Here is a 12272-nt window from a genome sequence, read left to right as displayed (position 1 = left end):
CCCACAGGACCGACTGAGCCCCTTCGACGGGGATGCCGAGGGCGGCACCCTGGACGACGGCCTCGCCGGTCAGGGCGTAGGCGTCGCTGAGGAGGCCCACCGGCGGAGCGACCGCCGCCGGCTCGTGCGTGACCTCGTGGCAGGCGGGCGCCGGTGCGTCCGGGACGCGCTGGGGCGAAGTCGCACTATCGGTCGGGGTCTCCGGATCGTGTCGGCTGATCAGCTGTGTGCTGGGAGCGGTCCTGGCGCCGGGTGGCGTGGAGGGAGCCGAGCAAGTGGAGGGAGTGGGCGCTGGGGCTGCCCGGCTCGGCGTGGTAGATGACGAGCTGCTGGCCGGGTGCGTCGCGTACGTCGAACGCCTGGTAGGTGAGCGTGAGCGGACCGACGTCCGGGTGGAGGAAGTGTTTGGCGTCCTGCGTCTTGCCTCGCACGGTGTGGGACTGCCACAGGCGCGCGAAGTCCGCGCTGTGCTCGGTGAGGGTGCCGACGAGTTCGCGCAGCCGCGGGTTGTCCGGTTCGAAGCCGGTCGCCTCGCGGAGGTTGGCGACGATGGCTTGTGCCGCCCGGTTCCAGTCCGTGTAGAAGGCGGGGCCGGCGGGGTCGAGGAAGGTCATGCGGGCGAGGTTGTCCGCCGGGGTGAACGCCGAGTAGAGGGCCTGGGCCAGCGCGTTGACCGCGAGGAGGTCGAGGGTTCGGTTCATGACGAACGCCGGGGTGTTGGGGTAGCCGTCCATCAGCTGTCGCAGGGCGAGGCTGACGCGCCCGGTGGAGCGAGGTGAGAGCCGGCCGCCGGGCGTGGCCCCGGCCAGCCGGTACAGGTGCGACCTGGCGTCCTCGTCGAGGTGCAGCGCATGGCTGAGAGCGTCGATCACCTGGGGTGAGGGGTTGCGTTCGCGGCCCTGTTCCAGGCGGGTGTAGTAGTCGGCGTTCACTCCGGCCAGGACGGCGACCTCCTCGCGGCGCAGCCCGGCGACTCTGCGGGTGCCGTGGCTCGGCATCCCGACGTCGTGCGGGCGCAGGGCGGCGCGGCGTGCGCGCAGGAAGTCCCCCATGCGGTTGTCGTCCATGTCTTCAGGCTAGGTGGCGCGCCGCCGGGCTGCCTGGGTGTGCTGCACCCAGGCAGCACGCGTCCTGGTTGGCCGCCGCTGACCTGCGCAGACTCGGTGGAGCGGGAGGGACCGCACCGTTCGGGTTGAGGGGGCCGCCATGGCCGCGCCCGAGAGGACGGCCACGTGCTCGTGGTCGGTATGTGGGTGACTGAGACCGGGCGCATCCGCGCCGGAGTGCTCCACCACGAACACCGGAGCGGACCGACTGCCGGGGCAGGCAGCAGCCGCTGACAGACGTATCAAACGCGAGGGAAGGACCGTATTCATGACCGGAGGACGTCTTGAGGGCAAGGTGGCCCTGATCACGGGCGCGACCGGGGGGATCGGTGCGGCGACCGCCGAACTCTTCGCCCGGGAGGGCGCCCGGCTGGTGATCACCGATGTGGCCCGGGAGCCCCTCCAGAAGCTGGCGCGGCGCATCGAGGCGGGTGGCGCGGAGGTGGCGACCGCCCTCCTCGATGTCTCCTCCGCCCGGCAGTGGGAGGAGGTGACGGCCCTCGTACGCGATCGTTTCGGCGTGCTGGACGTGCTGGTGAACGTCGCCGGAATCCTGGACTGGCCGGGTATCGAGGACACGCGGGAGGAGGTGTGGGACCGCGTGATCGACGTGAACCAGAAAGGCACCTGGCTCGGTATGAAGGCGGCGATGCCGCTGCTGCGAGCGAGCGGCAACGCGTCGGTGATCAACACCTCGTCCGTGCTCGGCCTGGTGGGCAGCGGCGCGGCCGCGGCCTACCAGGCGTCGAAGGGCGCGGTGCGCCTGCTGAGCAAGACGGCCGCGGTCGAGTACGCCCGGCAGGGCGTACGGGTCAACTCGATACATCCCGGAGTGGTCGCCACACCGATGATCCAGGACCTCCTGGAGGAGCAGGGCGACCGGCAACCGGACATCCAGCGCACCCCCATGCGCCGAGCCGGCCGCGCCGACGAGATCGCCACCGCCATCCTCTTCCTCGCCGGTGACGACTCCTCCTTCGTCACCGGCTCGGAACTCGTCGTCGACGGCGGCCTCACCGCGCACTGAACAGGCCGCTCGCCGGGCGTCCCCGACGCCACCCGTGGGCACGCCCGGCAAGCGCGCTCATCTCCTGTGCCCCGCCTCGTGAGGGCGTGACCGTACAGCAGCCCGGACAGCCGGCGCAGGAAACTGCGCTACCCCGATCTTTGAGAGAGGACCTCATCATGACGCCCACCGCCGCGTCTGCCGAAGCAGGCGAGTTCGCCGGGAAGACCGCCCTGGTCACCGGAGCCGCGCGCGGCGTCGGCAGGGAGACCGTGGCACTGCTCCATGCCCGCGGCGCCCGCGTCGTCGCCGTCGACCTGCGTCCCGACGTCACGGACCTGCAGGACGCATTCCCCGGCATCCTCGCGATGCGGGGCGACATCACGCGGGAGGAAACCGCCGTCCACGCGGTCCGCTCGGCGCAGGACACCTTCGGAGGGCTGGACATCCTGGTGAACAACGCCGGACGCGCCCTGAACAAACCCGTCACCGATACCACCGCCGAGGACTGGGACACCGTGATGGCCGTCAACGCCCGCGGCTCCTTCCTCTGCGCCCGGGAGGCCTTCCGGGCCATGCAGAGCCGGGGCGGCGGGAGCATCGTCAGCACCGGGTCGTACGCCGGCACGGTCGCCCTGCCCGAAGGCGCCGCCTACAGCGCGTCCAAAGGCGCCCTGGCCCAACTGACCAAGGTGCTCGCCGTCGAAGGCGGACCATGGGGCATCCGCGCCAACCTTGTCGCCGCGGGCGTCATCGAGACCGATTTCCTCGACACGATCCGACCCGACAGCCGCGCCTACCTCGCGTCGTTCGCCGACGCCCAGCCCCTGGGCCGAGTCGCACAGCCCGAAGAGATCGCCGAGGTTCTCTGCTTTCTCGCCTCACCACGCTCCGGCTTCGTCACCGGAGCCGTGGTACCCGCAGACGGCGGCTTCACCGCCGTCTGACGTGACGGGCGGGGCCGAGGCAGCTGATACACACCCTCTGACGGTAAGTCAGGCATGCGCCTGGCGCGGTGCGGCCGTCTTCCGTGAGGCGGCGTGGTGCGCGGGCCTGGCCGGAGCCGCGGCCTCCAGGCGCCGCAGCCATAGGGACGCCGTGAGCAGGAGGCCGGTGAAGACGATCAGGAGAAGGGTGGACACCCACATCTGACGGCTCCCGGGGGCTTCCAGGCCCGTCCAGGCGGTGGACGCCGCCCACAGCAGGAGGCCCGCCGTGTAGAAGGCGCGGATCCGGCGCAACTGCCGTACGGCCCGCAGGGACATGACGCGATCAGTTTTCGATGCCATGCCGGCCCGTGTACCCCGAAGTGCGCCGCTCACCGATCACGCATTCGGTGTTCTGCCGTGTCCGTCATTCGTGGTCGCCCCCCGGCGGCGGACTGCCCGGTGCGTCCTTCGACGTCGCGTCGCACCGCCGCCGTGCGGACGCGCGCTACCTCGTCCGGGCGGCCAGCCGCTCCAGTGCGGGGATGATCGTACGGAGGTCGTCGCCGTCCACGGCCGTGGTCGCCAGGGCGCGGACGTCGTCCGGAGCGTTGAAGGCGATGCCGATGCCCACCACGTCGAGGAGCGGGCCGTCGGCCGGGCACGCCCCGACGGCGGCGCAGTCGGTGAGAGGCACTCCGAGTTCGTCGGCCCGTCGGACCGCGAACTCGCGTTGCGTCAGGACCCGCACCGGGGCGGTCGCGCGGCCCGTGAAGTGGCCCGACCTGACCTCCAGGGGCCGGCCGTAGTAGGAGTGGAAGCCGAACCGGTCGGCCAGGTGAGCGGCGATCGGCGTCCAGGTGAGGAACAGGGCGACCGGGACCAGTCCGCTGCGCCAGCACCAGTCGGTGGTCTCCTGGACGCCGGGGAGCGGTGCGAAATCCTCCAGTGAGGCGCGCAGCGCGTCCTCGGACACTCCGGCCCAGCGGGCGGCGTCGGGGCGCGCGTCGTCCGGCTCGGCAGCGGTCGTGGACGCGCGCAGGCCGAGACGCTCCTCGACGACATGGGTGAGGGTTCGTCCCCGCACCAGGACGCAGTCCAAGGAGAAGAAGACGGCGCCGACGTGATCGACCATGAACACGATCCCATCATGCCACCGGGGGCGCGGCCCCTGCGGATATGTGCACGATCGCTCCGCAAAGCGTGCACGGACGGGCAGGCGGCTCAGGGGCGGTCGCGCGAGGGTTCCCCGGGGTGCAGGCGTCGTGACCACTCGGTGGTGCGCAGGGCTTCGGCCGCCTCGCGGGGGACGCTGAGGTGCACGTCGCGGCTGTGGTCGTCGTCCGGTGTGGGGGTGATGAGGACGGTCCACGGGATGGGGATGGCGGGGTACTCGAACCAGAACGGCCGGCCGGCGCCGAACTCGATCGCGTACACCGGCAGCCGGCTGACGTTGTTGAGGGCGACGGTGCCTTCGAAGGCGTCCAGGGCCATGCGGCTGAGTACCCGGTTCGTCCGGCCCGCGCGCCGCTGCGCCTCCAGGAACGCGGTCTCCTCGCTGATCCGGCGCGCGGTGACACGGTCGAGGGCCTCACGGACCGCTGAGGCGGTGTGCGCCAGGGGTTCCTCCCGCAGCGCACGGGCCGGCAGTGCGGCGGTGGTGTTGGAGACGGCGTTGCCCCAGTATCCGCGCGGCAGCCGGTCCGCCAGTGCGGTGCGCAGACCGACCACGATGCCCAGTCGCTCCGTCGCCTCCGGGTCCCGGTCGCGCAGCCGGCCCAGGACCCGCCACACGTGGGCGCCGAGGGCGTCGCCGCTGGACGCCCGGGTGCCGTCGCCCCCGGTGCGTGCGGTGTCCCGCAGCGCGAGGACCTCCGCCGAGGAGAAACGGGTGGTGAGGGTCTGGATGCGGCGGGCACGCGCGTTGACCCGCCAGAGGAAGCCGAACTTGCCCCGTCCGGTGACCACCGTGTACTGCGGGTCGTCCGGAGCGGGTGGCGTGCCGGCGGCGAGGCCGTCCAGGAGGGTGCGGTCGTGGGACGGCGCCGGATGGTCCAGTCCCCGGTGCGTGCGCGACCAGTGCAGGAGGAAGTCGAGGTATGCGCCGCCGTCGACCAGGCTGTGGTTGATCGTGACGCCGAGGACGGAGCCGCCACGCAGGTGCGTCACCTTGACCGTCAGCAGCGGGGTGTCGTGACCGACGACCCGGAAGGGGTTGACGGAGTGGACGTAGTGGCGCAGATCGGTCCTGGCCGGTCGGCCGGGGCCGTAGTCGGGCATGGGCCGGTCGCGGTGGCCTTCGGCGAACACGGCACCGGCGTCGTTGCAGACGACGCTCAGGCCGCCGTCCGTGTCCCGTTCGAGGCGCCCGGTGAGCAGCGGGTAGTGCACGAGGGTCCGGCGCAGCGACTCGCGCAGGGCGGCGGCGTCCAGGCGCTGCCGGTAGTAGAAGGTGCGGGCCGTGGCGAAGGTGCCGGTCATCAGGTCGTAGACGCTCAGCCGGACGCGTTCGCCACTGGCCGCTCCGGACCGCAGGAGCACGGTACGGTCGGCGTCACCTTCCGCGGGGCCGCGTTTCATGAGCGTCTCCAGATGGTCGGTCGGAGGGGCGGTGGCCGGAGGCTCCAGCCTGTCCGGAACGGGGCGAGGAAATCCCTAGACCCGGGGCGGGGCCCGCCTTTTGGTGAATCCCTAGAGTTGTCCGGCAGCGCTGGCCCGCGGCTGCGCCCGCGTGCTGGTCTGGGGCTCCCCGATCGATCGATACGGGCGTGGGGACCCGCTTCGACTGCGAGCCGGCCGTACGTCTCGTCCCCACCGGCACACACAGGAGGCCATCAGCCGATGGGGTACGACAAGACCGAAATCCTCGATCTGGTTCGCGCATACCACCGCTCCAGCGTCTCGTCGGGGTTCGTGCCGGGCGTCACCCCGGTGCAGGCCTCCGGCGCCGTGCTCACCGAGGACGACCGTGTGGCCCTGGTCGAGGCGGCGCTCGACATGCGGATCGCCGCGGGTGTCAGCACACGCCGGCTGGAACGGTCACTGGCGAAGTACTTCGGCCTGCGCAAGGCGCACCTGACCAACTCGGGGTCCTCGGCGAACCTGCTGGCGCTCAGCTCGCTGACGTCGCCGCAGCTGGGCGAGGACCGCCTGCGGCCCGGCGACGAAGTGATCACGGTGGCCGCCGGCTTTCCCACGACGGTCAACCCGATCCTGCAGAACGGCCTGGTGCCGGTGTTCGTCGACGTGGAACTGGGCACGTACAACGCCTCGTTCGAGCGGGTGGAGCAGGCGATCGGCCCGCGCACCCGGGCGATCATGATGGCGCACGCGCTGGGCAACCCGTTCCCGGTGCGGGAGATCGCCCAACTGGCGCAGGACAGGGATCTGTTCCTCATCGAGGACAACTGCGACGCCCTGGGCAGCACGTACGGCGGGCAGCTGACCGGCACCTTCGGCGACCTGGCGACGGAGAGCTTCTACCCCGCGCACCACATCACGATGGGCGAGGGCGGCTGTGTGCTGACCGACAACCTGGTGCTGGCCCGGATCGTGGAGTCGATGCGCGACTGGGGGCGGGACTGCTGGTGCGAGCCGGGCGAGGACAACCGGTGCTTCAAGCGTTTCGAGCATCAGATGGGGTCGCTCCCCCAGGGCTACGACCACAAGTACATCTTCTCCCACGTGGGCTACAACCTGAAGTCGACCGACGTGGCAGCGGCCCTGGGGCTCCAGCAGCTCGGTCGTATCGAGGAGTTCGGTGCCGCGCGCAGGCGGAACTGGGCGCGGCTGCGGGAGGGGCTGGACGGGCTGCCGCACCTGCTGCTGCCCGAAGCCACCGAGGGCAGCGACCCCAGCTGGTTCGGGTTCGCCATCACCGTGCACCCCGACGCGCCCTTCGCACCGGGTGCGCTCATCGATCACCTGGAGTCCAGCAAGGTCGCCACCCGGCGCTTCTTCGCGGGCAACCTCACCCGTCATCCCGCGTACGAGGGGCGGGAGTTCCGGGTCAGCGGGCCGCTCACGAACAGTGACATCACCACCGAGTGCACGTTCTGGATCGGCGTCTACCCGGGCCTGACCGACGAGATGATCGACCACAGCATCAACACGGTGAGCGAGTACGTGACGCTGCCGCACTGACACCCCACCTCCTCCCCTGTCCGCCCGTGGGTCCCCGGCACCGGTGCCGGGGACCCACGGGCGGGCGCGCGAGGGAAGCGCGGGGGTGTTCAGCCGGCTGCCCGGACCACGTGCCGGTCGGCGGCCCAGGTCTCCAGCAGGTCGGCGGCCCGGGCGGCGCCACCGGCCGTACGGACCGCCTCCCGCATGCGGGCGAGCGCGGCGGGCGTCTGCGGGTCGGCGAGCAGGCCGGCCACCGCGGCGGCGAGACCGGGCGCGGTCAGTCCGGAGCGGGGCAGCGAGCGGCCGACGCCGCACCGTTCCAACTGGTCGGCGCTCAACGCCAGTTCGTGAGCGCGGGGCAGTGCCACCACGGGCGTCCCGTAGTACAGGGCCTCCATGAGGCTGCCCATGCCGGCGTGGCAGACGAAGACGTCGGCGTGCGGCAGGACGAGCGGATGCGGCAGCCAGGGGTGCGCCTCGACGTGCGCGGGCAGCGGCCCCAGCGCCTGCGGATCGCTGCCGCGCCCGAGGGTCATCACCACGTGCCAGCCGGCCGGGTCGAACGCCTCCGCGCACAGCCGGAAGAAGTCGCCCCGGTCCCCCGCCTCGGTCCCCAGGGACACCAGCGCCACGCGCCGGCCGTCGTCGGGCGGCGTCCACCGGCCGGGGGCGGGCTCGGCGAAGGTCGGGCCGACGAAGGCGAACCGGTCGTCGAAGCTGTCGCCCTCGATCTGGAAGGCCCGGGGCAGGAACACCAGGTTGTGCCGGTCCCACTCGGCGCCGTAGCGGGCCATCTCGTCGAGGCCGATGCCGTGTTCGCCCATGAAGTCGACCATCACCTTGGCGCCCTTGGCCATCACCGGGTGGTCGGCGCCCCACATCTGGGCACGCATCGAGAACGACTCGTTGGCCGCGTGGCTCGGGCACAGCTGCACCGGCACCGCGTCCAGCACGCGGGCGGCGACCCGCCCGGCGGCGACCGTCTCGAAGTCGTACAGGACGACGTCGGGCGGGTCGGCGGCGAACGCCTCCATGGCCGTGGGGAAGACGGTACGCACGGTGTCGACGAGCAGGTCGTAGCCGTCCTCGGCGAGCCGGTCCGGGGTGGGATCGGCCGCGCGGTAGAAGTCGCCGCGGGCGGAGGTGTAGGTGACGGCCTGCGCGCCGATCTCCTCGACGGTGGCGGCGAACTTCTCGTCGACGACGTAGGTGACGCGGTGCCCGCGGTCCAGCAGCTCGCGGCTCACGCCCAGCGTGGGGGCGATGTGACCGAAGTCCGCGAAGAGCAGCAGGGCGTAGTGCAGGTGGGGCGCGGGGGTGCCGGGCGGCATCGGCTCTCCTAGGGGTCGGGCGGACGGCGAGGCCCGCCGGGCCGTGATCAGCGGGCGGCCTCGCGGAGCGCCGCGTAGTGCGCCAGGCACTCCTCGTACCCCGCCAGGATCCCGGCCCGGCGGGCCTCGGCGACGGAGATGGCCGAGGAGTCCTTGGCCGACATCAGCGGCGCCTCCGACAGGCCCCAGGGCAGGTCGAGTTCGGGGTCGAAGGGGTCGATGTCCACCTGGGTGCCGGGCACGAACTCGGTGGAGCACAGATACGACACACAGGTGTCGTCGGTGAGCGCGAGGAAGCCGTGGACCAGCCCCTCGGCGACGAACAGCGTCTCGCCGGTCTCGGCGGACAGCTCGTTCACCTCGTAGACGCCCCAGGTCGGCGAGCCGACCCGCAGGTCGACGACGATGTCGAGGACCACGCCCCGCACCACGCACACGACCTTGGCCTGGCCCGGCGGGAGCAGTGTCCCGTGCAGCCCGCGCAGGGTGTGGCGGCGCGAGACCGAGTAGTTCACCTGCGCGACGGGCACGGGGCGGCCGATCTCCTCGGCCAGCCGGTCGTGCCGGAACGACTCGTAGAAGCTGCCGCGCGCGTCACGCAGGTGACGCGGGGTGATGTGGTACGCGTCCCGCACGGCCATCTCTCGAACCTTCATGGTGGCAACACCGTAGGCAACCCCGGTCGAGGACCGATCCAGGACCGGCCGTGAACGGATCGGGTCGACGGAGCCTCGAGGGATCCTGGACCGGCGGGTGCCAAGGTGGCTGCCGAGCCCCGCGCGTCCGCGTCGCGGGTTGCGGAGACGAACGGGCACGCCTCGGCGGGCCCGGGAGGAGAACGGCATGACGGAGGTCGGTGTCCGGGGACGACCGGACGGGCCGGGTCCCGGGTCCGGCCGGGTGGTCGTCCTCGGAGCGACCGGTTTCGTCGGCAGGCACGTGGGAGCTGCGCTGGAGGCGGCCGGGTACGAGATCCTCGCCGTGGCGCGCCGCCCGCTCAAGACCCCGGCGTCCTGGCGGTTCCGGCCGATGGACCTGGCGCACGGCGACCCGGAGGCGCTGACCCGGCTGATCGGGACGGAACGGCCCGTGGCGATCGTGAACGCCGCCGGCGAGGTGTGGTCCCCCGATGCTGAGGGGATGCGCCGCAACAACGAGCTGCTCGTCGACCGGCTGCTCGCGGCACTCGCCGCCTCCGGGGCGCGGCCGCGGCTGATCCAGCTCGGGTCGGTGCACGAGTACGCGCCGCAGCCGCACGGGGTGTGGCTGACGGAGTCGTCCCCGGAGGAGCCGGTCTCCGACTACGGGCGGACCAAGCTGATGGGCAGCCGCGCGGTCCTGCGGGCCGTGCGGGCCGGGGACGCGGACGCGGTGGTCCTGCGGCTGTCGAACGTCATCGGCGCCGGCACTCCCAGGGCGAGCCTGCTCGGTCAGGTGGCCGCGCAGCTGCTGGCCGGCGGCGGGGACGGGGCGCCGGCGCAGGTACGGGTCTCCCCGCTGCGCAGCAGCCGTGACTTCGTCGACGCGCTGGACGTCTCGCGTGCCGTGGTCGCGGCGCTGCGGGCGCCCGGCGCCTCGGGCCGGGTGCTGAACATCGCCAGCGGCACTTCGCAGCACGTGAGGGACATGGTCGATCTGCTGCTCGCGATCAGCGGCCGGCGGGCCACGCTGGTGGAACGGGGCACGGCGGAGCTGCGTCCGGGCGCGGACAACGGCTGGACGGGGGTGGATGTCTCGGCCGCGCGCGCGGTGCTCGGCTGGGAGCCGCGGCGCACCCCCCGGGACATGGTGGAGGACCTGTGGCGGGCCGCGGCAGGGCAGGAGTGACCGCCCCGGCGCCCGGGGCGCCGGGGCGTGCCGTCGCGCCGCGGGTGACGGGGCACGCACGAGGACGTCCGCCCGGCCGGGGGCGCGGGGCGCCGGCGGTGGGCGCGGCTCAGCCGGGGAGCAGGTCGAGGTCCGCGGTGCTGACCCTGTCGGTCAGGACGTGCTGGCGCAGTTGCTGGAGTCCGGGCGAGGGGTCGAGACCGAGCTCGTCCCGCAGCACCACGCGCAGCCGCTGGTAGACCTCGAGTGCCTCGCTGCGCCGGCCGCACCGCTGGAGGGCGATGATGAGGGAGCCCTGGAACCACTCGTGCAGCGGGTACGCGCACGCCAGTTCCTTCAGATCGCCCACGAGTTCACGATGCCGGCCCAGTTGCAGGCCTGCGGTGACGCGCAGTTCCTGCGCCTGGAGGTGCAACTCCCCCATGCGCAGGGCGTATCCGCGCAGCAGAGGGCCGTGCGCCACGTCGGCGAACGGCGGCCCGTCGCACAGGTCCAGGGCCCGGCCGGTCAGGGTTTCGGCGGTGGCGGGGTCGCCGCAGGCCAGCGCGGTGCGTGCCTCGCCCGTCAGCGAGGTGAACTCCTCCGCGTCGCACTCGCCGGGGCCCACCCGCAGCAGGTAGCCGTGCGCGTGGGTGGTAAGCGGCCCGCCGTCGGGACTGTCCGGTTCCTGCCCCTCGTGCAGCGCCTTGCGCAGCTGGTAGGCGTACGTCTGCACGGTCGTGACCGCGCTGCGGGGGGCCTGGCCGGACCACAGTTCCTCGGCGATGGCGGCCAGGGGCACGACGGTGTTGCGGCGGGCCAGCAGGAGGGCCAGGACCTGGCGCACCTTCGGCGCCGTCGGAGTGACGTCCCGGCCGTCGTGGGTGGCGCGCAGCGGGCCCAGGGTTCGCCACGTCAGCACGGCACGGCTCCGGAGGACGGCTCGGGGAGGGCGGCGCGGCGGGCGGCCTCCCTCCACACGTCGGGGTTGTCCCGGTACCAGGCGACGGTCTCGGCGAGGCCCTCCGTGAAGTCCTTGCGCGGCGTGTAGCCGAGTTCGGCGTGCGCCTTGCTCCAGTCGACGGAGTAGCGGCGGTCGTGACCCTTGCGGTCGGCGACGTACTCGACGCTGTCCCAGTCCGCGCCGCACGCCCGCAGCAGCAGTTCGGTGAGCCGGCGGTTGTCCAGTTCCGTGCCGCCGCCGATGTTGTAGATCTCGCCGGCCCGGCCGCGGGTGCGGACGAGTTCGACGCCCCGGACGTGGTCGTCGACGTGCAGCCAGTCGCGCACGTTGAGTCCGTCGCCGTACAGCGGCACCTTCGCGCCGGTGAGCAGGCGGGTCACGAACAGCGGGATGATCTTCTCGGGGAACTGGTGGTGCCCGTAGTTGTTGGAGCAGCGGGTGACCCGTACGTCGAGTCCGTGCGAGCGGTGGTAGGACAGGGCCACCAGGTCCGAGGCCGCTTTGGACGCCGCGTACGGGGAGTTGGGGTGGAGGGGGTGCTCCTCGGAGGTGGAGCCTTCGGGGATCGAGCCGTAGACCTCGTCGGTGGAGATGTGCACGAACCGGTCGACGTCGTGGCGCAGGGCGGCGTCCAGCAGGATCTGGGTGCCCATCACGTTGGTGCGCACGAACTCGGTGGCGCTGGACAGGGAGCGGTCCACGTGGGACTCGGCGGCGAAGTGCACCACCTGGTCGTGTTCGGCCATCAGCGCGTCGACCACGGTGGGTTCGCAGATGTCGCCGACGCACAGGCGGTAGCGGGGCGAGTCCTGGACGGGGTCGAGGTTGGCCGGGTTGGCGGCGTAGGTGAAGGCGTCGAGGACGGTGACGGTGACGTCGTCGGGCCCGTCCGGGCCGAGCAGGGTGCGGACGTAGTGGGAGCCGATGAAGCCGGCACCGCCGGTCACCAGGATGCGCGTCTGACTCATGTGGATGCGGCGCGTCAGCGGGCGGTGCCGAGCGTGCGCC

General features: G+C 72.4%; 12 protein-coding genes. 4 read left to right on the top strand and 8 right to left on the bottom strand.

Translation table 11 applies throughout. From position 1 onward, the window contains the following. Window positions 1-185: 185 nt before the first annotated feature. Entirely contained in the window at window positions 186-1067 is an 882-nt protein-coding gene (locus ACF07N_RS05240; RefSeq protein ID WP_392108570.1) for a helix-turn-helix transcriptional regulator, read from the bottom strand. 307 nt (window positions 1068-1374) lie between these two features. Here ACF07N_RS05240 and ACF07N_RS05235 point away from each other — a divergent pair, with 307 nt between their 5' ends. Then, entirely contained in the window at window positions 1375-2133 is a 759-nt protein-coding gene (locus ACF07N_RS05235; protein ID WP_383335236.1) for an SDR family NAD(P)-dependent oxidoreductase, read from the top strand. A gap of 158 nt (window positions 2134-2291) precedes the next feature. Beyond that, complete coding sequence (locus tag ACF07N_RS05230) at window positions 2292-3059, top strand: SDR family NAD(P)-dependent oxidoreductase (RefSeq protein WP_392108805.1); 768 nt, start codon at window positions 2292-2294, stop codon at window positions 3057-3059. A gap of 48 nt (window positions 3060-3107) precedes the next feature. Here ACF07N_RS05230 and ACF07N_RS05225 read toward each other — a convergent pair whose 3' ends face one another. The 3 genes from ACF07N_RS05225 to ACF07N_RS05215 all read right to left on the bottom strand — a co-directional run bounded on the left by ACF07N_RS05225 (window position 3108) and on the right by ACF07N_RS05215 (window position 5618). Then, the gene (locus ACF07N_RS05225) at window positions 3108-3401 is read right to left on the bottom strand and encodes a hypothetical protein (protein WP_392108566.1); all 294 of its coding nucleotides are present in this window, start codon (window positions 3399-3401) and stop codon (window positions 3108-3110) included. Window positions 3402-3546: 145 nt separating this feature from the next. Then, window positions 3547-4179, bottom strand: coding sequence for a haloacid dehalogenase (locus ACF07N_RS05220; RefSeq protein WP_392108563.1), 633 nt, complete (start codon window positions 4177-4179; stop codon window positions 3547-3549). 83 nt (window positions 4180-4262) lie between these two features. Then, window positions 4263-5618 (bottom strand): acyltransferase, encoded by a 1356-nt coding sequence (locus tag ACF07N_RS05215; protein WP_392108560.1) that lies wholly within the window; start codon window positions 5616-5618, stop codon window positions 4263-4265. Between the two features lie 261 nt (window positions 5619-5879). Here ACF07N_RS05215 and rfbH point away from each other — a divergent pair, with 261 nt between their 5' ends. Then, the gene (gene rfbH / locus ACF07N_RS05210) at window positions 5880-7181 is read left to right on the top strand and encodes a lipopolysaccharide biosynthesis protein RfbH (RefSeq protein ID WP_383335246.1); all 1302 of its coding nucleotides are present in this window, start codon (window positions 5880-5882) and stop codon (window positions 7179-7181) included. Between the two features lie 89 nt (window positions 7182-7270). Here the strand turns inward: rfbH and ACF07N_RS05205 are convergent, their stop codons facing one another. Further along, on the bottom strand, window positions 7271-8494 hold the full coding sequence (locus ACF07N_RS05205) for a macrolide family glycosyltransferase (protein WP_392108557.1): 1224 nt from the start codon (window positions 8492-8494) through the stop codon (window positions 7271-7273). 47 nt (window positions 8495-8541) lie between these two features. After that, the gene (locus tag ACF07N_RS05200; RefSeq protein ID WP_392108554.1) at window positions 8542-9150 is read right to left on the bottom strand and encodes a dTDP-4-dehydrorhamnose 3,5-epimerase family protein; all 609 of its coding nucleotides are present in this window, start codon (window positions 9148-9150) and stop codon (window positions 8542-8544) included. A 187-nt stretch (window positions 9151-9337) separates the two neighbouring features. Between ACF07N_RS05200 and ACF07N_RS05195 the strand changes: the two genes are divergently transcribed. After that, complete coding sequence (locus tag ACF07N_RS05195) at window positions 9338-10321, top strand: NAD-dependent epimerase/dehydratase family protein (protein ID WP_392108551.1); 984 nt, start codon at window positions 9338-9340, stop codon at window positions 10319-10321. 109 nt (window positions 10322-10430) lie between these two features. Here the strand turns inward: ACF07N_RS05195 and ACF07N_RS05190 are convergent, their stop codons facing one another. Both ACF07N_RS05190 and rfbB read right to left on the bottom strand, forming a co-directional pair. Then, on the bottom strand, window positions 10431-11222 hold the full coding sequence (locus ACF07N_RS05190; protein WP_392108548.1) for a BTAD domain-containing putative transcriptional regulator: 792 nt from the start codon (window positions 11220-11222) through the stop codon (window positions 10431-10433). Beyond that, on the bottom strand, window positions 11216-12232 hold the full coding sequence (rfbB, locus tag ACF07N_RS05185; protein ID WP_383335256.1) for a dTDP-glucose 4,6-dehydratase: 1017 nt from the start codon (window positions 12230-12232) through the stop codon (window positions 11216-11218). The genes ACF07N_RS05190 and rfbB overlap by 7 nt, the downstream gene beginning before the upstream one ends. Window positions 12233-12272: the final 40 nt, after the last annotated feature.

The sequence above is a fragment of the Streptomyces sp. NPDC015242 genome, assembly GCF_043079125.1.
Classification (GTDB): Bacteria; Actinomycetota; Actinomycetes; order Streptomycetales; family Streptomycetaceae; genus Streptomyces.
This window is presented reverse-complemented; position numbering and strand designations above follow the sequence as displayed.